Here is a 22482-nt window from a genome sequence, read left to right on the forward strand (position 1 = left end):
GGCCAAAATGTTATGTAAGCCTGTCGCCATTGAAACGGGAAGATATATGCAAACTGTTGAAATACTTGCTAAACGGGGATTAGTCGGCAAACGACTCGATCTCGCTATGGTCGAGGAGACCAAAGGCCTATCCCGAAGAAAGGCCAAGTCGTTGATCGATGACGGTTCGGTATTCGTGAACGATCAGAGGGTTCGTATCGCATCCAGGCAATTAAGTTTTGGAGATCGTTTAACTTTTCGTTACGTTCCAGACAACAAGAAGAAGCCTCAGCCAGTTCAGATCAGCGAGCGGGACATCTTATTTGATCAGGCTGGTGTCATTGCTATCAACAAACCTGTAGGCTTGCCGTCTCAAGAAACTAAAAAGGGAGATCGCTTCCATGTGGTTCCCCTGGTGAAGCGCTTCTTTCAGACCAAAGGTCGTGATTTAGAACACTTGGCCCTAGCCCATCGACTAGACAAAGAAACATCTGGCGTTCTTCTTCTTGGCGAAACCCCAGAGATCGTTGCGCATCTTATGGATCAGTTTCGGGAAAAAACCATCGAGAAAACCTACCATGCCTTATGTTATGGGAAGGCCCAAGATGAATTTGAAGTACGCTGTCGCCTGACAGCGATCAACCCCAAGAATGGAACAGTAAAGGTCTCCCAAAAGTCGGGTAAGGACTCGCAAACCTTCTTTACAAGAAAAGAGTATTATCAAAAATCGGGAATGAGTTTAGTGGAATGTCGGCCTGTGACCGGCCGTAGCCATCAACTGAGGGCTCATCTGGCAAAAGTTCGGAACCCCATTGCTGGTGATAAAGTCTATGGCGATACTCACCCGAAGCTTTCAGATGAGTTATATCATTTGGTATCGCAGCACCATTATTTGCATGCACGGCTTCTCAAGTTTACCCTGCCTGGGCAAAGCAAGAAACTGCAGGTGAAGGCCCCTTATCCCAAGACTTGGCAGTCGATCATCGAACTCCTACGAAGTCCTTTGACCTAGCGGCCAGAGGCTAGTCCTTTTTTCGATCCTGGAAAACTTCACCGCGATTGAGAACTTTCTTTCCAGTTACTTTCGAAGGGCGCTTTCCAAGATCGTCTCCCTTACAAATCAAGTACTCGAAGTCGTCTTTGTAACGATCTTGAATCTTTGGTCGTCCCACGACCACTGATTCACCTGGCTTACCGGCTTTTACTAAACCGGCTTTTTCCGAAGCCAAGGCATAACCAGCATACTTCAATTTTGAACGATTGATCTCTAAATAGCGATCCAAGTCGGCCATGATTTGTGGCTGAGCCCAGGTTGTTTCGCTGTAGCACCAATCTTTGGGTTTTTGCAGCATCGGGCAAGGCACAGAGCTAGGGCATGGGTAAAGGGGGTGATAGCCCATCATCGATAGGTCGTCGCGAAGCTCCATGGCACTCCGAGCCAGATTTTGATTAGCTGGTTCAATAATCAGGAACAGAGTAGGCTTGAGCATGGATTCCATCGCAAACTCCTGGAATTTTCTTTGAGCCTTTGGGTTTTTGAGAAGCTCATTCCATACATAGCCAAGGATAACGATATTGAGTTCGGAATCGGAGAGCTGGCTCGATATCATATCGAAGCAGTTTTCGAGGCGATCTTTTTTAGATCGAATGCTTCCCTTGAATCCTACGTGTTTGAATCCCAGTCTTGAAGCATCGAGAAATGGGCCTTGCGTGTCTACTAAGGACAAGGACATTTTAGTTTTAGGACTGCGCTTCATCACGAACGCCGCAAGGGTTTGGCTGACAGCTCCAGTGCCGCAGCCCAGATCAAAAACCTTTGCACCTTCGTAGGAAGCCAGAGTCTCACTAAACTTGTGACGCTGATCCATACGATCCAATAGGTTCCAGGCACGGCCACAATTCGCTAGGTGAAAGCCGAGAAGATAAGCGCTAGTCTGCTTTTTAGGGTCCAAGAGGTAACGGGGTAGGTTCTGCCTGTCGGTGGTAAAGGCCTCCCAAAGAGAGCGTACATTGCCTCGTTCGTTGCGAAGAATTGTTTTCAGCTTTTCTTGCTTGCTTGAGTCCCTTGGAATACCCTTCAATCGTGCTGTTTCGATAATCGTGGCTTCCCATGCTGATATCAGCGATGAGGGAAGGGCAACTTCTTGAAACTGGCGGTTTGTGTTAGTCTTTTTCAATTGGGGTATCCTAAAGTGGAAATAGCTTATAAACAGTGTTAAGTTCGCGAGCGTTGTCACTTAGCATAGATTTGCTTGATAAGCTAGAAAGACAGGATAAAAAATTGACACAAAAGCCAGAAGCAAAAAAAGACCTCCATGTGAATAAGCCAAAGTGGCTTAAGACTAAGATTCCCACTGGCTCCACATACTTTGACATCAAGCGGGACCTTCGCAAGAAGCAGCTTTACACCGTTTGTGAAGAGGCAAAGTGTCCCAATATTTCAGAGTGTTGGGCCACCAATACCGCTACTTTCATGATTCTAGGGGATACTTGCACGAGAGCTTGTCGCTTTTGCAATGTGAAAACCGGAAATCCACAGGGTTGGCTCGACGATAACGAGCCCAAGAAGACCGCTGAATCTGTTAAGCTGATGAAGCTTCGCTACGCGGTGCTCACGATGGTCGACCGGGATGATTTGGAGGATGGTGGTGCCGCTCATGTGGCCCGGGTTTTCGATGAAATTCGCAAGACTTCGCCCGACTGCCGGTTGGAGTTCTTGGGAGGAGACTTTCAGGCAAAGGATGATTCCCTTGCTAGAATTTTGGAAGCTATGCCCGAAGTTTTTGCCCACAACATAGAAACCATTGAGCGTCTAACCCCTAGGGTCCGCGACGCTCGTTCCACCTATCGCCGCAGTTTGGCTGTACTCAAGAGAGTTAAAGAATTAGCGAACTATCAAGTTTTCACCAAGAGTGCAATCATGTTGGGCTTGGGTGAAAGCAAGGACGAAGTCGTTCAGTCCCTTAAAGATTTACGAGACCACAACGTGGACTTCATTACCATGGGTCAGTATATGCGTCCATCCAAGCGGCATCTATCGATCAAGGAATTTGTGGAACCCGAAGTCTTTGAAGACTTGAAGGGAATCGCCTATGACCTTGGTTTTCTAGGAGTTGCATCGTCGCCACTTGTTCGAAGCTCCTACCGAGCCGGAGATCTTTACGACCAAGCTTTGGAGTCCCTCAAACAAAAAGGTTAGTGGCCGTGATTTCATTGCAGTTGGTTCTTATCCGTGGTCTGATTTATGCCTTCACTCTTATTCCCAAGCCATTTGTTAGGCCACTAGCAGCTTCGCTGCTGTGGCTTCTAAGACCAGTCCTTGGTAAAGAAAAAGAAAAGCTCTATCGCAATCTCGAAGAGGTTCTGAACCTGCCTCGCCATAGTATTTTTGCTAAGAATTTTGCCCGGCAAGTGTTGCAGCACCAGATTGAATCTGGGATCGAATCGCTGGTATCAGCCGAGAAGGGGCCCCGTCATGACCCGATCGAGATTCTTGGGTTTGAGTCCCTTGAGGCTACAATCAGCGATTTAAAGGCAGCAGGCAAGGGCCTGATCGTTATAACAGGTCACATGGGAAGCTGGGAGTTCGTAGCAAAATACTGTGCCCTGGCTACCGGGGAAACCTTTAACGCCTTGGCTAAGCCATCCAAGTCTCCAGCGGTTACCAAGTATTTGGAGTCCTCTCGAAGTAAGATGAATACCCGGGTGCTCTGGACGGACCGCAAAACTCTGCTCAAAGATATGATGCTAAGCTTAAAGCACGGCCAGATCTTGGGCTTCGTGATGGATCAAAAGCCTGATGGTCGACAGGGGCCCGAGGTGACATTTTTTGATCGGCCAACGAAATTTGTTGCAGGCCCAGCAAAACTCGCGACGCGGATGCAGGCGCCAGTGCTAGCGGTTTTTTGTATGCGAGAGGGGCCTTGGCGGTATAGAATAGTCCACAAAGTGGTTGCATCACCCCATCACGAAGAGCGTGACGAAGTCACCCTTACCCAAGCCATGGCCGCTGAAATCGAGCGTGTCATTCGACTTTACCCCGAACAGTGGGTTTGGAACTATAAGAGGTGGCGATTCCAGACTTAAGAAGGAGTGCCAATGAAGTCGATTTCCCTTAAAGCGGAGCCGATCCATTTTCTCGAAGTTCTCGCTTTCCCGCTGGCATTATTTCATCTATCACCCCATCTTGAATCACTCTATCTTGGGGCTGCACTGGGCATTGTGGGGCTTTTTTTGAAGCTTTGGCTGTTTGCTTATCCTAAAAAGAAGAATCGCAAATTTGAAGTCTATGGCCCGTATCGCTTTTTAAGGCACCCATACTTTTGTAGTACTCTCATCTTGATCTGCGCCGCGGCAATGACAAGCCGTTCCTTGGTATTGTTCTTGGTGCTGATGAGTTTATTTGCGATCATTTTCCTCAAAGAAGCCCCAGGGATCGACCAAACTCGGCAAGATGTCTTTGGCGGGGAGTATCTTTATTATAAAGCATGTATTAGTAGCCTGGTTCCGGGGCTGATTCCGTACCCGGCAGTGACTCAGAAAGATCCTTCCCTGCGAAATCTGTTCGACGTGAGGTTTAAGGCAGAGATCGATTCGATCATTGCCACCAGCGTCTTCTACGGCTACGTATTCGCATACCTAGAGTTTCACCAAATTCGCAGTTATCATTTTCTTTTTGCTGGTCTCTTTATGGGAGTACTGCTACTACGACTAGGCCGTCTGATTCAATGGAACGCGAATTCTTAAGGAGCAAGTCAACGTGAAAACTCCTCACTGTCACCCTTACCCAGACTACATGAATATCTCTGAATTACTGACTGAGGAGCAGAATCGCTTGCTGGGCGAAGCTCGCCGTTTCGTAGAGGAGGAGCTTGAACCAAGCATAGCTGATCACTATGAGGCAGGTACCTTCCCAAAGGAAGCAATCGCTCGCATGGGTGAAGCTCATCTTATAGGCTCCAACCTTGCAGGCTATGGGCTCCCTGGCTACGATGAAATATCCTATGGCTTGATCATGCGAGAGCTGGAACGCTGCGATTCAGCCTTTCGGAGCTGCGCTTCGGTGCAAGGTTCCCTTGTGATGTATCCTATTGCCAAGTATGGCTCTGACGAGCAAAAAGACACATGGTTGGAAAGGCTCGGAAAAGGGTCTGCTATTGGCTCATTTGCCCTTACTGAACCTCAAGGTGGCTCTGATCCAGGCTCTATGGAAACTCGCGCTGAGGATCGTGGTGACCATTGGCTGTTATCAGGGGAAAAACGCTGGGTCACCAATGGTACCTTGTGTGACGTGGTGCTTGTCTGGGCGCGAACGGATGATGGTGTTCGAGGCTTTCTATGCCCTGCAGATACTCCTGGTGTGAAGTTTAGAAGTATCAACCGTAAATTATCACTTCGAGCTTCTGCAAGTGCCGAGCTAAGCTTGGATCAAGTGAAGCTTCCTAAGTCAGCTGAGCTCCCAGCAGCCAGGGGGCTTGGTGCGGCATTAAATTGCCTGAATCAAGCCCGTTATGGAATCGTTTGGGGGGTTATAGGAGCAGCTGAAGCTTGCTATGACGAAGCCCTCAGCTATGCTCAGGAGCGGCAACTATTTCAAAAAAAGCTTAGCCAGTTTCAGATGGTCCAGGGAAAGCTTGCGGATATGACACTGGCCATCAGCCAGGGGCAGCTTTTAGCATTGCGGCTCGGGCAGCTGAAGAATGCGGGGCAGCTGTTGCCTGGACACGTCTCTCTTGGCAAGCAAGGTAACGTCAAGGCGGCCCTTGAGATAGCACGCACCTGTCGGGATATTCTGGGAGCTAACGGAGTTCTCCTCGATTATAAAACGATGAGGCATGCTTGTAATTTAGAGACTGTGTTCACCTACGAAGGAACTCATGATATCCATCGTCTTGTGGTCGGGCAGCAAGTGACGGGTAAAGGGGCATTTTCCTGAACTTGTGAATTCCGTAAAAAGTGACAGTTATTTGTTCATTTCTAGATACTCTGGAGTCCTCTCGTAACGTGACTCTATGACCAAGGCTTCAGATTCCTGTACCTGCACCGATAATAAACGAAACTGGTCGAATTCGAGGTAGGTGTTGAATCTGAACGACCCCAACCAAAAATTAGAATATGCAAATAAGCTGATCTTCGTGAAGGAGTACAAGAAGGCTCAGAAGATTATCGAAGAGCTTATTCGTCATGATTCTTTTACACACAACCTCTTGGTTCATCTCCGGCGGATCGAACTGGCTGTTAAGCTGGAAAATTTGGAGACCCTGAAGGTGGAATACGAGAGAGCCACTGAGAAGAATCCAGATAATGCCAACTCGAAGATTTGTCATATCCTAGTTGAGCAGCATGGTGAAATGATCAAGCCTGAGGAAGCAGTGATTCGCTTCCAGTCGCTGCTCCGCATTGTCGGTCCCCATCCTGCCATCTACTACGGGATTGGGTTCAGCATGGAGATGGAGGGCAATTTCGAACGAGCCCTCTTCAACTATGAGCAGTGTACGACCTGCGATCATGGCTGGTATCCAGGTTACTTCGGAATGAGTCAGATCTACTATCACCTTGGTGATGACGAAAAAGGCGATCATTACTTCTTCATGTTTGAAGAATTAGCTCCCTATAATGTCTATGGCAATTTTGAAACCCATCGCAAGCTTTCCCACGAATTTGTTCAGGATGAAGAGTTTGAGTCAGCGGAACGAGCCATTATATCTCTTTCCGAGTGGTGGATGGACAATAAGGGCTTCTGTCCCATTGAAATTCAAATCTACGAACGCTTTTCGACAGCGAAAATAGCTGACCTGGCAGGCGATCAGCACCGCGCTGAGCAGAGACGTTCTCAAGGAGAGCTCCTTGCCCGAAGGGCGATGGAATCAGAGGATGAGCCCGAGACTGTTCTGTATTTTATCGCGAAAACTTTGGAAGAGTTCTCAGAACTCAATATGGCGTTGGAGTTTTATAAAGAGATTCTGAGTCGCGAGGCAAGTAGCCCCGACATGGTTCAGAAGATTGGCTCTCAGTTTCTTTCGGTCGGCGAGTATGAGCTTGCTAATGAGATATTTGAAACGGCCTACCATCATCATCCGGATCACCCCGAAATACGATTTTGTTGGATGGTATCGAAACTTCGACGCTCTGGTGTGAATGTCGAGGAATATCTCATCGATAAGGAAAGATTGCGAGCACTCTTAGAAAACCAATCAGACAAAGTCGAATTGCTATCACTGCTTCACTCGCTCATGGCTAAGTATGGCCAAGATCCTGATGTTCAGGGGCATATGGGAGATGTCTATCTTAGGCTCGGCAACCAAGACCGTGCCGCCAAGCACTACGAAAAAATGTATGAAATAGATGGAAAGAGTCTCGTGACCAAACTGAAATATGCGTCGTATCAAATGCAATTTGGTGATATAGAACTGGCGAAGCAAATCTTAGACCAGATATCAGAAGTGGATCTTGAAGATTCGTCCGACCAAAAAAGTGAATTGCTATGGCTAAAGTCGAACTATGCCTACCAAACGGAAGATTACAGGAAAGGCCTAGATTATCTCAATCAGGTTCTTAAGCACGATCCTTGGCATGTCGCGTATCTAGTTCAAAAAGCACTTACCCTGTCGGCGCTGGCCCAGGATAAGGTTAGCTTCAATCTCTATGACTCTGTGCTAAAAAAGCTCTCAAAGAATGATGAAGAGGGCTTGGACTGGGATGAATTTACGAGAAAATCTACCATGATAGCTCAAGCCAATTTGCTAGAGTTGGATTACTGTCGCTGCAAGATCAGGTTTCTTTATGCAAACGGTGATGAAAGAAATCTTGTTGCTTTAGTCCATGCTGCCTGCAAACTTGATCCTGGTAAGACCACTTATGACTTTTTAAAGCTTTTGAATACAAACTTCGATAGTCCTAATATCTACTGGGCTTTGGGTCAACTCTACAAAGAGCTTTGGCAACTTGAGGCAGCTTCGGTTTGGTTCGAACAGATTCTAATTTCTCTAGACGCTACTGATGATCATAAAGCAAAAGCCTATCAAGAGCTGGCGGACTGCTTTATCTGGCGAGGCGTGATGATCGACAGGGCTGTGGAATATGCTAAGATTGCCTTAGATATGTCTAACGAAGGGCGGGAAGCAACTTTGCGGACGCTAGCTCATAGCCTCTTAAAAAAAGGTGAAGTGCGGCAAGCCGAAGTTTATCTCGACGAGCTTGAAGATGAAGACCCAGAAGTGATCTATTTGAAAGGACTAGTTCACTACCGCAATGGAGCTGCAGGGCAGGCTAATGAAGTCTGGAAACCCTTGCTGAGCCTGCCTGCCGATCGCTTACGCTTGCACACTATCAAACAGCAAGTCATGAAGTACTATTTCGATAAAGTTCCCTACAAAACTATTAACTAAATATTAACTCTCTGGGGGAAGGTTTGTCTTTCAAACTATTCCTTCTTTACCTCCGAAATGCCTTCCGTTTTTCTGTTGACACTCGCAATCGAATATGGAGAATGTAGCTCGAGCATTAAATTACATCGTGAATAAAAAGTTATCTGCCCTCTGAAGGAAAGGCTTATCCCCATCTTGGTGCGTCTTTCAAAAAGGGATCAAGGCAGGAAGCTTTGCAACACAGTGTCCACCACTGGGGTGCATCAGTCTACTTTTTTCAAGGGGAAGAACAATGAAAGTTATCCAAGATTGCAAGTGCTGCGGTGAAAAAACCAGAGTTCGTCATCGTGACTTCAGCCCCCATGCCTGGGCGGTTCTGATGCACTGGGAGGAGATTGATGCTTCGGCTGTTGGTCAGCCAATCTGCGATTCCTGCTATGATGATCTCCGAGAGCTGTTGATTGAGCGTTCCAGAGAGGTGGATGCGGCCATGGCTCATGGGCAGATTCAACAACTGCAGTTTGTAGTGGATCAGACGCTTTCCAAAGTTCGCGATACGCCTATAGCAAGTTAATTCGATGTAGGCATATTTTACCTATGAATCATAGAGACTTACACTAAAGTATTGTGACACTCTGCCGAAATAAATAGCAGTATGCTGTTTAATGGAGGCAGAGATGTCCACTATCCTCAAGTCATCTAACTTTGTTGATCCTCAGTACCTCACGTGTTTGCGTTCCTATTGGAATGGCCAAATCGAAACTAGCAAAAAGCAAATCGTTAAAGGAATTTCGTCTGCAAAGAACCCAGGCGTGGACTTACTTCTGTACCGACTTTGGATTGAGCTAGCTGCGCAGGAGCGTGACTCTACCACTCTGAATATGCTTAAGGCTCACTTGAATAAATTAGCGGATGAGTCAGAAGACTATAAATCAATCTACTACTCATTGATTGCCCTTGTTCATTTTGAGCTGGATGAAATTGAAGCAGCCGAGCTCATGATTAATAGCCTTGATGCGGAGAAGCATAATCTATATTTTTGCGAACTCAGGTTTTGGTTAACTACAAGGGATTTGGAGCAAAATCCGGATGAATCTTGGCTATTTCAATTCAAAACAATCGATTATGTGGTGATAGAAAAAGTTGCTCGGTACTTTGCAACAAATAGTGCGTACGATCGGTCGTTGGGGGTTTGTCATGCTGCTGAGAAAGCTTATGCGAAATCACATTTGGATAAGCAAATTCAGTTGCAGCTCATCATGAAGCTGGGTTGTTGGAAGGATGCTTTAGAGGCTTCTGATTTTCTTCATAAAAAATTCCCACAAAATCCAAGCTTTCTTCTTGATGCTGGTTATGCATCATTCCAACTCAAAAAGTATAAAGACGCAGTTGACTACCTTGAAATGGGAAAAGGAGTTTCTTACGAGCAAGATCCAGATATCCTTAACCTACTAGGTCACTCCTATGTTGAGCTTTTTAAGCAAAGTCATAAAGAGAGCTACTTCAAGAAAGCGAGCAAGGCCCTTGAAACAAGTATAGATGTGTCACGAGAAATGGGCTTACCAATTGAATATCCTTCGAACCAGAAAATGAGGCTATTGAAAATGAAAGGACATAATGTGGAAATTACAGGGCGATTCTGGTTGGCAAAGCTCAATGCTCAAAGCTTCGCACAAATTAGAACGAAAGGTGAGTCAGACGTTCGTTATCTTAGAAAGCCTCTCGGAGGGCAAGCGCAGCCAGGTGATTTATGCTTCTTCGTTTATGAGGATAAGGTGGATCGAGATGGGCGCAAAGTTTGGCGACTTGGTGCTCTCTATAAAGTTATTGAAAAACCCGAATGGGATCCTATTCATCGCTATCAGAATCTTCTCTCATTACAGTTTCTACCAGAAATTGCAGTATCATTAGATATACACGAAGAAGGTCGGAAGGCTGGTGCGGTTCACAACCCTGAAGATCCCAGACGATTCGATGTTTTTGAAATTGATCAATCCGGCTTTGATGTGATTATAGATAATGTTTGTGAAGCTTTAGGGGAAGATGATCAATTATCCCGTACTCTGACGCAACTTAGAAGCGCCTAAAGGTAAGGTGGACCTATGATTAGAGACTCTATCATCATTGCATTCACTGTTTTGCTATCCACAGCCATGTATGGGCAAGAGGCAGTTCCAGGAATGGGACAGGGCTATGCTGTCGTTGAAGGTAAAGACTTTGCGATGAAACCACCAGCAGGCTGGGAAGTCGCTAAGGAGATCAATGGTGCGTCTCTATTTTTTCAAGCGCCTGATATCGAGGGAGATATCTATCGTCGTAATATCCGTGTCATGTCTTTTAGCGGGCCTCGCTATCTTGATGATGTTTCCTTTGAAGAATTTGCCAAAGAAATTCAGGAGAACTCGTCCAAAATTTCGAATGCTTTGAAGAGCTATCAGATACGAGACTTAACACCAGTCGACTTATCAGCTGAAGTTAAGGGTGGCCTCTTTTATGCGGACTTCACCCTCAATCAAGTGCCCATGATGCAGATGCATATTCTGGTTTCCTCCGCGGAACATCACTTTCTGATGACCTATACAGATACCCGGGAACGATTTGAAAATACGAGCAATGGGCTTTTAGATGAGGCTTACCAGTCCATGCAGTCTGTTCGCATTAAGACTAAACCGCCCGCGAGAACAGATTTTGCTCTTAAGATTGGTATTGGAGTCACACTTGTAGTTGTTTCATTCATATCGGTGACTGTTTTCCGTCGACATCGAGTTAAACAGCTAGGTCATGGACTGGATGAGTATGGGGAGGACGAGGATGCTGTTGAACCCACTCAGAAAGTTGAAGAAGAGGCAACTCACTTAGAGGCAGATGGAGAGGCGTGGAGTGATGACGAACCGCCTAAAAGTGATATATCGACAGATGGGTGGCATGATGAAGAGGCTCCTAAAAGCGAAATTGTTGCCGATGAGTGGAAGGATGAGGAGCCGGCGAAAGCCGATCCGGTAGCGGACGAATGGCAAGACGAAGAGATGCCCAAGAGCGAGGTCATCGCCGATGATTGGAAAGACGAAGCGCCCACCAAAAATGATGTTGTAGCGGATGATTGGCAGGATGAGGAAGTCGCTCCGGTAGAGGATACTAAAGCCAAAAAACCAAAACGTGAGAAGAAGCCTAAAAAAGCAAAGAAGAAGAAAAATATCTACGATTTGGATGAAGAAGACGAAGCGGCACTAGGTGGTGATGACGACGATTCCGATGGCTGGAAAATAAGTTAAGCGGCGAAATGGCCAACTACCAGGCTCCCTAACATGCTAAAAAGACACTATTTGCATATAGATTTCCAAAATCAACAAAATCTCTAAAAACTCAGTTGACAGAAAAATCTGTATCTGCGATAAGCAGAGTCCTCGATGCAGTAGGCACTTGCCAGGTGCAGCGAGAAAGTCATCTTACGATGATGTAAGTGGGGATATAGCTCAGCTGGTTAGAGCACCTGCCTTACAAGCAGGGGGTCTCCTGTTCGAATCAGGATATCCCCACCACTAACTAAAAAAGCCTCGGTTTAAACCGAGGCTTTTTTAGTTTCAGCTCTAAACCTTCCGGTACATGCCTCCTCGGGTTCTGCGGAAAACACTACCATCGCTGGACTCAATTCTCAAGAGATGCAACCACTCGTGGTCAACTAACTCTCGAACCGCCTCATGTCTTTCAATAATCGATTCGATAGCATCTTCAGGAGCTTCAATATAAACCGATAAACGGAGTGGTTCGTGAGTTAATGACTCCCCATCGGATATAGATTCATAGGCCAAGCCGATTCTTAAGTCGCCACCGTTGCCCTCGACGACCCCACTTTCTCCAGTGATATTGTGCAATGTCTTACGGCCAGCACCATAGTAATTGGGAAGGGCGACGGAGCCGTAGTACTGCATGTTTATCCAATTTGTTACAATCATTGGAGCTGTCATGATTCCTTCGAGGATCTTGAAACTATCGTCTGCTTGCCAGTCATAGTCATGGAGGAAAGCCCTGCTTCCTAGGTTGATGCTCGCGGTTCGATCACGGGGGGCAATGATAAAACATGCATTGCCTGCCAGGCCCCACTCGGGACGAATCTCAGACCAATTATCCGCGCGTCGCCCGGTTTGTGGGTCTAGTACATCAGAACGAGCTGTTTGCCGCTCCTTTGAAGTTTGCATTGAGGCTTTATGAAGAGTTTTTCGAACTTTGCGAAGATCATTGTGATACAGGGCAGGAATCTTCTCTTCGTCAAGGAGATAGACTTTATCTGTCACTGTTTCATGCACAGCGGGAACAAAGCGTGTTTCGCGAGGAATGTCAATTCCCTGTTCACGCAAGCCCCCGCGAATTTGCTCATCATTAAGCAGAGCAGTCATAAATCGGGCATTGATATCCCCCGCATGGCCTCCACAGGCACCGCAGTCTAGGGCCGACGCTAGGGCGTTGTTGGTGGTCGTTGCACCATGGCCACAAAGAATCACCAGTCGACCGAAGTCTCTTGTTAGCCCCATACTTTTCAGGACTGTTAAGCACCGACTAACTTTCTCGGTCAGGGTAAGAGCTTGTCCATCGTGAGTTTGGGCCGTTTTGATGCATGGCTCTGTTTCATTGGAGGAGAAACGAGCCGGTGTGTCTTGGCCAGTAATCCTTGCTGCAAGAGTTTTCCATGTTCGTAGAATCAAGTTACCAACGGCTAGTATTCCAAATAGCTCAACGTATAAAAACGAAGCTAACGATGCTTTGCGGAAGTTCTTAAAATAGCTGAAGATGTACATGAGCTCAAAGCGCTTCGCATGACTTAGCTCAGAACTTTGCTTTTTTGGGGATTCTACCAGTTTGTAGGCAGGAGCGATCAGAGCTGGTAAGCGATGACCTTCGCAAGCCTCATGGGATCGATGGAAGTCAATAGGAGCACCAAAAAAACCGGCAAAACCCATGGTCTGGAACTCATCAGAAACTTTCTCAATGCGACGGCGAATCATTTCAGATCGAACGTCGATGCAAAGTGCGATTTTATAGGGAGCTTGAGCCCGAGAGCTTGCAACAAGTTGCTTACCTATTTGCTTGCTCACTCGTCTCTGGTAGGAGAATTCCAGAGCTAATTGCCAGACATAGGGCACAAGGTGAAACGACTGAGGGGCTTGAATCTCTTGATCTATTTCATTGAAACTATGAGCCCAACTATCTGCCTGAGACGGATATCGCTCCGAAAATTCTTGGAATACGGCGTAGTCGTAGATGATGCGGACAGCCAAGAACTCTACAAGCCTTGCTTGAAAGGAAACCTCATATCCTAGATCTCGTTGCCACTCCAGATACTTGAACTGAGACGACCACCCAATCATGCTGGCAAGGAGCCTTTGCAGATAGGCATACTGTCCGAAAGGGCTTTCGATTCCTAGAGCTATTAAAATGTTGGAGATAGCATCTTCAGGTCCTGATTTCAGGAACCTTTGAACAGTTTTCGGGAATGACGGAAGGCCAGAGTGGATCATTGCTTTGTCGAAACGTTGAGCTTCAAACCAGCCCTCCCAAAATGATCCCGATTGCCATGGGTAACGGACGTTTGCTTGATGGCTATCAAAATAACCAGCACAATATTTGCTTAGATCTTCAATGACAAGTTGATGGATATCCTGGTCTTCTTTTAGGCTTTCTGCAAAACTAAGAAATGTTCGGGACGCTTCTTGAGTGTTTTGCGTGAGTTCGTGAAACTCACCTGCAGCTTCGGGGATCTCTGGCCACTGCTGCCTCGCCTGTTCAAGGGCCGATTGAAGCGCCTTCTCGGAAATATCCCCTGCCCTGTACCGCTGTTGATAGTAGGCTAAAGGCATAAATAGAGACTGGTGAAAAACAGCCTCCAGTTCATAAAACACATCATTGATATGTTTATCTCGTTTAAACCAGAAGGGGTTTACGGCAACCGAATTTTGTAATGGCCATACCGGTGTAGCAAGCTTAAGGCTTTCGTCTAATGGGTTCATTTTCACAGTATCTTCTTCTACAGGCTCATGGCTCTGTTTGTAGCTGAGCCGCGGGTGAGTTCGTCTCCCTGAAGGTCGGGCGTCTCCGTGAATTATTTTCATGACCATTCCTTCTATAAAATCAAATGGGGGAATTTGTCGAATAATCTTTTGGGAAAAACCTAGCCAAATATCTTGAACTTATTTGCCCTGCGTAGCCTGCGTTCCATAGGTGGAGATAAATACGCTTCCAGAAAGGAGTACGCGGATCAAATAGCCGACCACTGATCCAAAACCCAGCTGCGAACATGGCAAATGATAGGTATACAAGGCTGAGTTGAGTAAGGATGAACTCGCTTGTTAAGACCACTGACGGCACAGTTCCTTCTAGGAAAATCACCATAGCCTCTTCGAGTTTAGCATAGGCAAATATTGCTGCGGCCATGAGCGTAGTGATTGCAAGTAGTAGCTTACCTGTACTGACGACACTGGGAGCTGTGAAGACGTTTTGGGCTAAAGACAGCATCATGATAGCCCCATAGGTGAAGAGAGCAATATAGTTACCATCTTGATAGATACTGCCAGCATATATGATCACAAAGCCAACGCTGATAGCGGCGCCACTGAGTAAAGGTGAAGGCACCTTAAGTTTTAATCCAGACTTCTTCGCTTCTTCGATGAGGTGCCCCGTGGAGAGAAATGCATGGGCTTTGTAGAAGCTGTGGGCGATGATGTGGAACAAAGCCATCCCGTAGGCTCCCAGGCCACAGGCAAAAATCATGATCCCCATCTGGCTAATCGTCGAGAACGCCAGCTTCTTCTTAATATTGTTCTGAGTCACCATGACTAAGGAGCCATAAACCGCGGTGAATGCTCCCGAGATCAATAGGACGCCATGTGCGATTTGATTTCCGTCGAGGAGGGGGCTGAAGCGAATGATCAGAAAACCGCCAGCATTAATCACTCCAGCATGCATGAGGGCCGAGATTAATGTTGGAGTTTCCATGGTTTCTGGAAGCCAAAGATGAAATGGTAATTGAGCGGACATTGTGAGGGCCGCAAAGCTAAGAAGAATGCCGATGGTAGTGCCTGTTAGTGCCATCTCGGACGTCATTTTTTGGTTCGCTGTGGCGAATAGGTCTTGTAGGTCCGAGGAGCCGAGGTTTGTGTAGGCCATTACCACAGCGATAATTAAGCATAGGTCTCCGAGCCGCGTGATCACTTGACGTTTGCGCGCTGCAAGGAGTGCATTCGGCCGTTCCGGGTAGTAGCGAAGCAACTTGTTCAGGCTGTAGCTGGTCAGCATCCACATGATGGCCAGCATGAGTAGGTTATTGGCTAGGATTAACAGCGAAACAAAAACAATCAGGCCAAGCATATGCTTATAGAAGAAGCTTTGCCTGCTATCGCCATCAAGATATCGAATTCCATAGTGTCCAATGGCAACGCCTAAGATCGAAACCATGAGAAATATTGGAGATGATAAGGAGTCGAAGCGAAGGGTGAGAGACAGATCGAAGCTTGCTAGCTTGAACCCCAAAACTTCGATAAAGCTAGGGCCATAGTGAAGAGTGAACACCAGCATGAAGGTGCTAATAAGGAGAAGTGACCACAGCATGGCAAGCGTTCCTAGTATGCTGACTCGATCCTTGCCCATAACCTCTCCTTCACTGTAGTCTATTTGGCTTACTCTGTCTCGGCTCTTATGATAGCGAATTTGGTGACATAAATCGAATTTCATGAAACACTATTCACGAAAAATATGTCGTATATTGGTATCGGTATGCTAACGGTTTTCTTTAGAAAAACCAAGTAGAATCAGTGATTTGTGCTAAGGTTTGTGAATTGCTGGGAAAACTTGCCTTAGGGCCAGGACAGATACGGCTCAAGGGCGCATAGACAGCAAGGTTTTCGGGCTGCTATTCAAGAAACTTGCATAGCGGTTCGAAAAGCATTTTAGTAGAGCCTACACTAGCCAGATTGACTATAAGAGCGATCCAAGATGACCGAAAAAAGCAATAAATGGACATTCCTTACAAACCACGCCCACGTGTTCATATGCCTGGCCCGAGAACCTCAGGTCACCCTCCGTGACGTTGCTCTTCAAGTGGGCATAACCGAGCGAGCGGTGCAAAGAATCGTTGCCGATCTTGAGGATGGCGGCTACATCGTGCGTACCAAGGATGGCAGAACGAATCGCTACCGCCTGTCCATGAGCAAAAAATTGAGGCACCCAGTAGAAAGAAACTGCACTCTTCGTGAACTCATCGATCTTATCAAATAAGAGTGGCCTGGGCTGCTAATTCTCTACATTCCAAGCTAGTGGCTGGAAGCCTCTTTCAGGTCTTCGCTCTTTAGCTGGCTGATAAGAACTCGCTCGTAGTTTCGAATATTTCTTACGTACTGAACTGGCTCATGCCCGCGGGCGTAACCGTAATCAGTTCTCTTGTAGTACTTCTTATCAGCAAGGAGAGGGAGTATCGTTTTTAGATCGCGCCAAACATTTGGGTTCTTACCCAAGTCGATGGCAAGCTTTCTAGCATCTTGCACGTGATAGTACCCCACATTGTAAGCGGCGAGGCCAAACCATCGGCGATCCTGAGGCTCGATATAAGTCGGAAACCTATCGATAAGGTGCTTCAAATATTGAGCTCCGGCTAGCATACTTTGCTTTGGATCGATGCGATTAGTAACTCCAAGATTTCTTGCGGTGGGAAGTGTGAGCATCATGAAACCACGGACTCCGGTTGCACTCCGGCTCTTTGGGTTCCAGTGGCTTTCTTGGTAGGCCACTGATGCTAGAAATGTGTAGTCGAGCCCGCTGATATCGGCAGCTTCTTGAATGATATCATCAAATCGTGGCAGTCGTTCCTCGATCCTTTGTCGGAATATATAAATATCGTAATAGTCGTGATCACCTGTGGAACCAAAGTATTTTTCGTAGAGTTGGGCAACAAGATCACTTTGGGCATCTTCGGCGAACCAAGCCATACTTTTATCAACCAAGAACTGTGCCTTAGGATGAATCGGCCAAGCAATAGGGCCTCGATCGACAACAAACTTGGATTCGAGTTTGTCGATGAGGTGCTGATTTATGTTGAAGATTGTCTCGTCAGCGATAACGCAATCGAACTCTTTATCGTTTGCTTTCACGAGAAGCTGTTCAGTTGAAAACTCCGAGCTTGCTAGCCAAGTCATTGCAGGGTAGCGCTGATTGAGTCGCCGAAACGTTTCTTCGTGAGAGCTTTTTGCAGTAAAGGCGACTGATCTTGAAATCAAATCAGAGAGATCGTTTATGATAAGATTTTTCTGGCAAACTGCAACTTGGTCGATGTTGAGATAGGGCGGTGAGAACAGCAATGATTTGGAGCGTGTTGGTGTTTTGCTTAAGCCAGCAGCTGCGAAATGGACATCACCTCGACTGGTGGCGTCTAGAAGTTCTTCGACAGTGTCATAGAACTTAAATGTTGCCTTCCTTCCTAAATCTTGCACAAACGCCTTCGCTAAGTCGTATTCGAAGCCGCTTGCCTCCCCTTGGTTGTCAATGAAATAAGTTGTAGGGGCGTTGCGAGTGCCAATTATTATTTCATTGATATTTTCTAAAAGAATCTGAGCGTCGTCACGGTCGCGGTCGGACCCTAAAAAAAACATCGGTCGACAAGATAAAAAAAGTGAAGCAGTGATAAAAAGTGTGATCGACGTGAGAGACCTTGCAACGAAAGCTTTTGATCGCTTTTGATTCTTATTTAAGGTGTGCTTCTCATCATCCATAACTCCCTCTCCTTAAAACATTAGAGTCTTAAGAAGATAAAGCTTCGCATGGGCTTAGTCAATGGAGCTGCGACTAAAGTGCGGATGGGGGACGCAGTCAAAGACACCGTTTGGTGCGACAAACACTAGTAACTGACTAAAATAACTAACCAGCTTTCGCATACAGACAGCTAGGTAAATACCTTGCTTCCTTCATGTCTAGTTTGAATTAGAAACTTTTGACTTAGGTATTCTTCAAGAGTCAGGCGGTAGCCGTGACTTTCGTTAGGTAGTGGGCTATCACCAGCATCGCTTCCATCAGAAGAATTTTATAGATCAGGAAGTTGCTATGAAATCACTTGAGAAACGATCGCAATGAATGCTTTTTCTCGATCCCAATAAATGAGGAGAAATGCCTGCGTTCTTTTTATAGTTGAACAGCCAATTAATCAGCAGTGAGTACTTTGATCTCAATCCTACGATTTTTTCTTCGGTTGGCATCTGTGTCATTGGGAGCGATAGGTCTTTGGTCACCATATGAAATGGTATCAATTAGGTTGGGGCTCATTCCTATTTCGCGAGTGAGTATTCGCGAAGCATTAGCTGCACGAAGAGAGCCTAGTGTATGGTTATCAAACTCACCGTTTGATTTGACATTGTCTGTATGGCCTTCAATTAAGAGTTTGCGGCTCAGCTGGTTAAGAAGCTTACCAAGTCTTATGAAACGCTCCCGTCCCTGCCGAGAGAATCGATAGGTACCAGATTCAAAAAAGTATGCTCCCATAAGTTGTATGGTAAACCCTCGCTCACCTGGAACTGTATTCATGGAATTTCTAAGCCCAAAATCAATGCCATCTGATGTCATGGCAATTTGATCTAATAGCTTATCTACATGGCTCTTGTCACGGTCGATGGCGACTTTAGGATCTTCTTTAATAAGATAGCGCTTGGCGCCCTTGCTACTCGCTTCGCCGTAGTATGCCTTGAAGACGAACTCACCCTTTTTGATTTCACCAATTTCTTGATCTTTTTCGACGAAGTCCGGAACTTCGACAAAGGATTCTCGAATCGCAGCCGTATAGCCCAAAATACGATCAGAGGTACCTACCTCTAACGAGCCATAGAGCACAACGAATGCTGCAAACAATAGGGTCATAAGATCAGCAAAGCTGACGAGCCAACCTTCGCCACCACCGGCATCTTCCTCTTCCTCTTCCATTAAAACCTACCATCATCTTGATATATGAGATGGATCTCCACACGATTGTTCTTTAGGCGCCCATCCTTTGTTTTATGAGAGGCAATAGGTCGACTATCGCCATAAGACGTCGAATAGATGTTTTTTGGATCGAGCTTGCTGTGCTCCATCAAAACCTGTCTAACTCGCGAAGCCCTCAGGGCTCCCAGTTCGATTGGAGAAAGGCGGCCGGTTTGCGTTTCATCGGTGTGCCCTTCAACTAATATCTTAATGGCGTCACCTTTTAGCTGACTTGCAATAGATTTCAACTCTTCCATTCCTTTAGCTGATAAGGCTGCGCTGCCAGGGATAAAAAACGCCCGCCCTAACAGATTTAATGAGAAGCCAAATTCTGTCTCAGAGACTTCTGTGGCCTGCCGAAGACTATATTGAATTCCTCGACCCTTAGAACTGCTGTCTAAGAAAACTTCGATTCTCTGCATATCATCGTTTCGGCTGCGAAGTATAGACTCTGTTCGGTTGAACTTCTTTATAGCTGGATTAAAGGTCCGTTCTCGCTTGACTTCTTCGAAAGTTATTTTGCCTTTGTACATCTCACCCTTGCGAAACTCTTCGGGGATCTCATCGGGAATTTCGATGAAGGCTTCTCGAATAGACGATGAAACCCCTACGACTTGATCACTTTTGCCGCGAGGAGTGATACCATAGAGGACAACGAAGGCAGCAAATAAGAGTGTCATCAAGTCAGCGAAACTGACAAGCCAGCCGGAGCCTTCCTGTTCTTCTTCTTCCTCTTCCACTAATGACCTCGACACGGTTTGACACTGATGACTTTCTTGGGAAACGTGTCTGTATATTTAAGACTTGTATATCGAAAGGGAATCCCATTCATCTTATCAAGAAAATTAGGTTTTGCAGTAAAGTAGCAACGCTGTCTCCCGAGCTTGAAGTTTGCGACACAGATGCTTACCCAACCTTCTTCCACAGATGGATTGCCTTCTGGAAAAGGAATAAAATACCATTCGCATTGTTTTTTCCTTTGGGGGTCGCAACCTGTTAGAACAAAAATCGCAAGGCTACAAATGACGAAAAACGGCATGTTACGCCTTTCATTCTTCACCACTAGATTCCTTGCCCAAGTATGTCTCAAGGCGCTGTTGAATCAGCTTTGGATTGATGCCGTTTAAGATTCCGAGGACCCCAGTTTTTATGATGAGACAATTGGTAAGATGCTCACGGCTTCGATACTTGAGTTTTTTGGCTATCGGTATAAAAAACATGTTCGCCATCATTGCACCATACAGGGTAGTCACAAGAGCTACGGCAAGGCCTGGCCCGATTTTGGACGGGTCGGCGAGGTTCGCCATGATCACGATCAAACCAATCACGGTACCGATCATACCAAACGCAGGGCACGACTCTCCCATGTCATCATAAATTGCCGCTCCGTCGGCTAGATTTTTCTTCATAACCCGCATATCATCTGAAAGAATTTCATCGATGATTTCTGGAGCCGCCCCATCAACTGCAAGTCGAACTCCCTTGGCGAGAAGTGGATTTTCGATAACTTCTTTTTCTAAGGAAAGAATTGACTCTTTACGGGCCTTGTTTGCTAAGTCGATGATCTTATCGATGAGCTCTTCGGATGATTCAACATTGTTGAATAAAGCACCCATTCCGACTTTCACACCGCCAAGGAACACATTCAATGGCCATCTCATCATGGTAGCGGCCGCTGCCCCTCCAAGGACAATAAGAAGACTCATGAAGTCCCAATACATTAGGAGGCTTCCAGATAGAATCATAACGACCATGACCGTTATGGTTCCAATGACAGCTCCGAGTATGGTAGCTAGATCCATGAGAAAAACCTTTTGGAGGCAATATACTAGTCTTCATAAAAAGCTTATCATGATATGACTAGGTAGCTTTTACCGAGGCCTTAACTCAGGGGACTAGGTTCTTCAGGAGGAAGCTTCAGAATAAAGCCTTTGGGCAGCTTTGTTTTAGAAGATCTTATAGCTCTTGGTAGAATATCAGGATTAAGTTCCGCCAAAGTCTCGCGATCGATGTTATAGGTTTTTAGTACCGAACCTATGTTTGTACTCCTTTCAAGGGTAAGCTCTCTGAAACTTAGGGGAGTGGCATGATCTTCCGCTCTGTAGCCTTCTACCAGAGGCTTGGCGACCATCGCTGCGGCTATAAACTCAGCATAGAAGTTCTTCGATGCGAATCCAAAGCGCTTCTTGGAGTAGGATGAGATGAGATCTTCAAGTCGATCACTACCGACTCGCCTTATAGCTCTGCGGATGCCAAAGGGACCGTGGTTGTAGGCGGTTACAGCCAAGGGCCAATTTCCTGTTAGGCGTAGATTGTCATGAAACAGCCATGCTGCAATTCTCCCTGATTTAATTGGGTCACGGCGTTCATCAATACTCTGATTAAGAATCATTTTCTTTCGTGCTATAAATGGCATGATTTGATATACGCCGGAAGCACCTACCTTAGAAACGGCCTTAAGATTGAACGATGACTCGACAAATGCGATGTATGCCAGTTCAGATGGAATTCCAAGCTCTTCAAAGTGTGGGAGTATATGTGGTAGGTAGCGATGGGCAGCTGCAACGCCACGGAGGAAGAACTCCTTTTGCCCTCGTTGTGCCCTGAGAGAATGAGCTATTGTTTTATACTTATTCTTATCTGTGATGTGCTCAGACAAGTTTAATAGCCGTTCTTGCTCCTGAGTTTTCGGAACTCCCTTATTCTTTGCCAATGCTAAGAAATTGGCTTTTGCCAGCCTGATTCGATAACGAAGGGTTCTTCTTGGTTTGACCCGCTCATCAATCAAATCGTCTAAACGTACAACTTCTATAGCTAATTCCGGGTACTCCTTGGAGTGAATTACATAATCTCGGATGGAGTACGATTGGTATATCTTACGCCAAAAGTGTACTCGCCTGGATAGGGAGCCACTTACAGGAAAGGTATCAGCGAACATAAACTTTTGACCCTCGCGGTCAATCTCGTGCTGCGGGCATTGAGGGTGTAATATTTCATAGCTATTCCCAACAGTGGAAAGGGAAAGTTGGCACTCCTTTGGTAGCGCAGACCCATCCGGGTTGGCTGGGGCCATGGTGAGGGCGATGGAGATCGACGAGTAAAGCATAGCAAAGGAAAAGATCATAACGCGTAGCATACTTTGGAACCT

General features: G+C 46.2%; 19 protein-coding genes and 1 tRNA gene. 11 read left to right on the top strand and 9 right to left on the bottom strand.

Features of this window, described 5'->3' with window-relative positions:
* The first annotated feature begins 46 nt into the window (after positions 1-46).
* Complete coding sequence (locus tag B9N89_RS17910) at positions 47-991, top strand: RluA family pseudouridine synthase (protein ID WP_159455455.1); 945 nt, start codon at positions 47-49, stop codon at positions 989-991.
* A 10-nt stretch (positions 992-1001) separates the two neighbouring features.
* Here the strand turns inward: B9N89_RS17910 and B9N89_RS17915 are convergent, their stop codons facing one another.
* Entirely contained in the window at positions 1002-2156 is a 1155-nt protein-coding gene (locus B9N89_RS17915; RefSeq protein ID WP_132321477.1) for a small ribosomal subunit Rsm22 family protein, read from the bottom strand.
* A 104-nt stretch (positions 2157-2260) separates the two neighbouring features.
* On the opposite strand from B9N89_RS17915, the gene lipA reads away from it, so the two are divergent.
* From lipA to B9N89_RS17960, 9 genes are all read left to right on the top strand, one after another.
* Positions 2261-3178, top strand: coding sequence for a lipoyl synthase (gene lipA / locus B9N89_RS17920; RefSeq protein ID WP_132321475.1), 918 nt, complete (start codon positions 2261-2263; stop codon positions 3176-3178).
* Positions 3179-3183: 5 nt separating this feature from the next.
* The gene (locus B9N89_RS17925) at positions 3184-4065 is read left to right on the top strand and encodes a lysophospholipid acyltransferase family protein (protein WP_159455456.1); all 882 of its coding nucleotides are present in this window, start codon (positions 3184-3186) and stop codon (positions 4063-4065) included.
* A gap of 12 nt (positions 4066-4077) precedes the next feature.
* Complete coding sequence (locus tag B9N89_RS17930; protein WP_132321471.1) at positions 4078-4725, top strand: hypothetical protein; 648 nt, start codon at positions 4078-4080, stop codon at positions 4723-4725.
* A 13-nt stretch (positions 4726-4738) separates the two neighbouring features.
* Positions 4739-5914 (top strand): acyl-CoA dehydrogenase family protein, encoded by a 1176-nt coding sequence (locus B9N89_RS17935; protein ID WP_200820740.1) that lies wholly within the window; start codon positions 4739-4741, stop codon positions 5912-5914.
* A 145-nt stretch (positions 5915-6059) separates the two neighbouring features.
* Entirely contained in the window at positions 6060-8366 is a 2307-nt protein-coding gene (locus tag B9N89_RS17940; RefSeq protein WP_132321469.1) for a tetratricopeptide repeat protein, read from the top strand.
* Positions 8367-8637: 271 nt separating this feature from the next.
* Positions 8638-8919, top strand: coding sequence for a hypothetical protein (locus tag B9N89_RS17945; RefSeq protein WP_132321467.1), 282 nt, complete (start codon positions 8638-8640; stop codon positions 8917-8919).
* Positions 8920-9022: 103 nt separating this feature from the next.
* Entirely contained in the window at positions 9023-10432 is a 1410-nt protein-coding gene (locus B9N89_RS17950; RefSeq protein ID WP_132321465.1) for a tetratricopeptide repeat protein, read from the top strand.
* A gap of 15 nt (positions 10433-10447) precedes the next feature.
* Complete coding sequence (locus tag B9N89_RS17955) at positions 10448-11617, top strand: hypothetical protein (RefSeq protein ID WP_132321463.1); 1170 nt, start codon at positions 10448-10450, stop codon at positions 11615-11617.
* Between the two features lie 190 nt (positions 11618-11807).
* A tRNA-Val gene (locus B9N89_RS17960) sits at positions 11808-11884 on the top strand.
* A 48-nt stretch (positions 11885-11932) separates the two neighbouring features.
* On the opposite strand, the gene B9N89_RS17965 is transcribed toward B9N89_RS17960, so the two are convergent.
* Both B9N89_RS17965 and B9N89_RS17970 read right to left on the bottom strand, forming a co-directional pair.
* Positions 11933-14449 (bottom strand): DUF2309 domain-containing protein, encoded by a 2517-nt coding sequence (locus B9N89_RS17965; protein WP_159455457.1) that lies wholly within the window; start codon positions 14447-14449, stop codon positions 11933-11935.
* A 19-nt stretch (positions 14450-14468) separates the two neighbouring features.
* Entirely contained in the window at positions 14469-16067 is a 1599-nt protein-coding gene (locus tag B9N89_RS17970) for a proton-conducting transporter transmembrane domain-containing protein (RefSeq protein WP_132321459.1), read from the bottom strand.
* A gap of 261 nt (positions 16068-16328) precedes the next feature.
* Here B9N89_RS17970 and B9N89_RS17975 point away from each other — a divergent pair, with 261 nt between their 5' ends.
* Positions 16329-16610, top strand: coding sequence for a helix-turn-helix transcriptional regulator (locus B9N89_RS17975; RefSeq protein WP_132321457.1), 282 nt, complete (start codon positions 16329-16331; stop codon positions 16608-16610).
* A gap of 35 nt (positions 16611-16645) precedes the next feature.
* On the opposite strand, the gene mltF is transcribed toward B9N89_RS17975, so the two are convergent.
* The 6 genes from mltF to B9N89_RS18005 all read right to left on the bottom strand — a co-directional run bounded on the left by mltF (position 16646) and on the right by B9N89_RS18005 (position 22470).
* Positions 16646-18097 (bottom strand): membrane-bound lytic murein transglycosylase MltF, encoded by a 1452-nt coding sequence (mltF, locus tag B9N89_RS17980; RefSeq protein WP_132321455.1) that lies wholly within the window; start codon positions 18095-18097, stop codon positions 16646-16648.
* 424 nt (positions 18098-18521) lie between these two features.
* Positions 18522-19295 (bottom strand): OmpA family protein, encoded by a 774-nt coding sequence (locus B9N89_RS17985; RefSeq protein WP_132321612.1) that lies wholly within the window; start codon positions 19293-19295, stop codon positions 18522-18524.
* Positions 19295-20089, bottom strand: a complete 795-nt coding sequence (locus B9N89_RS17990; RefSeq protein ID WP_132321453.1) for an OmpA/MotB family protein — start codon at positions 20087-20089, stop codon at positions 19295-19297. Before B9N89_RS17990 ends, B9N89_RS17985 begins: the two co-directional genes overlap by 1 nt.
* Positions 20074-20394 carry a hypothetical protein gene (locus B9N89_RS17995; protein ID WP_132321451.1) on the bottom strand — a complete coding sequence of 107 codons (321 nt, stop codon included), beginning with the start codon at positions 20392-20394 and terminating at the stop codon, positions 20074-20076. The genes B9N89_RS17990 and B9N89_RS17995 overlap by 16 nt, the downstream gene beginning before the upstream one ends.
* Positions 20384-21136 carry a motility protein A gene (locus tag B9N89_RS18000; RefSeq protein WP_132321449.1) on the bottom strand — a complete coding sequence of 251 codons (753 nt, stop codon included), beginning with the start codon at positions 21134-21136 and terminating at the stop codon, positions 20384-20386. The genes B9N89_RS17995 and B9N89_RS18000 overlap by 11 nt, the downstream gene beginning before the upstream one ends.
* An 80-nt stretch (positions 21137-21216) precedes the next feature.
* Positions 21217-22470: a lytic transglycosylase domain-containing protein gene (locus B9N89_RS18005; RefSeq protein ID WP_132321447.1), complete on the bottom strand. Its 1254-nt coding sequence runs from the start codon at positions 22468-22470 to the stop codon at positions 21217-21219.
* Positions 22471-22482: the final 12 nt, after the last annotated feature.

Origin of the sequence: Pseudobacteriovorax antillogorgiicola (genome assembly GCF_900177345.1) — a bacterium.
Lineage (GTDB): Bacteria > Bdellovibrionota_B > Oligoflexia > Oligoflexales > Oligoflexaceae > Pseudobacteriovorax > Pseudobacteriovorax antillogorgiicola.

Excerpts from the sequence above, each read along its gene's own strand:
- B9N89_RS17930 (WP_132321471.1), top strand. The coding sequence starts at position 4,078 with ATGAAGTCGATTTCCCTTAAAGCGGAGCCGATCCATTTTCTCGAAGTT.
- B9N89_RS17985 (WP_132321612.1), bottom strand. The coding sequence starts at position 19,295 with ATGGAAGAGGAAGAGGAAGATGCCGGTGGTGGCGAAGGTTGGCTCGTC.
- B9N89_RS17975 (WP_132321457.1), top strand. The coding sequence starts at position 16,329 with ATGACCGAAAAAAGCAATAAATGGACATTCCTTACAAACCACGCCCAC.
- B9N89_RS17945 (WP_132321467.1), top strand. The coding sequence starts at position 8,638 with ATGAAAGTTATCCAAGATTGCAAGTGCTGCGGTGAAAAAACCAGAGTT.
- B9N89_RS17950 (WP_132321465.1), top strand. The coding sequence starts at position 9,023 with ATGTCCACTATCCTCAAGTCATCTAACTTTGTTGATCCTCAGTACCTC.
- B9N89_RS17965 (WP_159455457.1), bottom strand. The coding sequence starts at position 14,449 with ATGAAAATAATTCACGGAGACGCCCGACCTTCAGGGAGACGAACTCAC.
- B9N89_RS17970 (WP_132321459.1), bottom strand. The coding sequence starts at position 16,067 with ATGAAATTCGATTTATGTCACCAAATTCGCTATCATAAGAGCCGAGAC.
- B9N89_RS17910 (WP_159455455.1), top strand. The coding sequence starts at position 47 with ATGCAAACTGTTGAAATACTTGCTAAACGGGGATTAGTCGGCAAACGA.
- B9N89_RS17955 (WP_132321463.1), top strand. The coding sequence starts at position 10,448 with ATGATTAGAGACTCTATCATCATTGCATTCACTGTTTTGCTATCCACA.
- mltF (WP_132321455.1), bottom strand. The coding sequence starts at position 18,097 with ATGGATGATGAGAAGCACACCTTAAATAAGAATCAAAAGCGATCAAAA.
- B9N89_RS18005 (WP_132321447.1), bottom strand. The coding sequence starts at position 22,470 with ATGCTACGCGTTATGATCTTTTCCTTTGCTATGCTTTACTCGTCGATC.
- B9N89_RS18000 (WP_132321449.1), bottom strand. The coding sequence starts at position 21,136 with ATGGATCTAGCTACCATACTCGGAGCTGTCATTGGAACCATAACGGTC.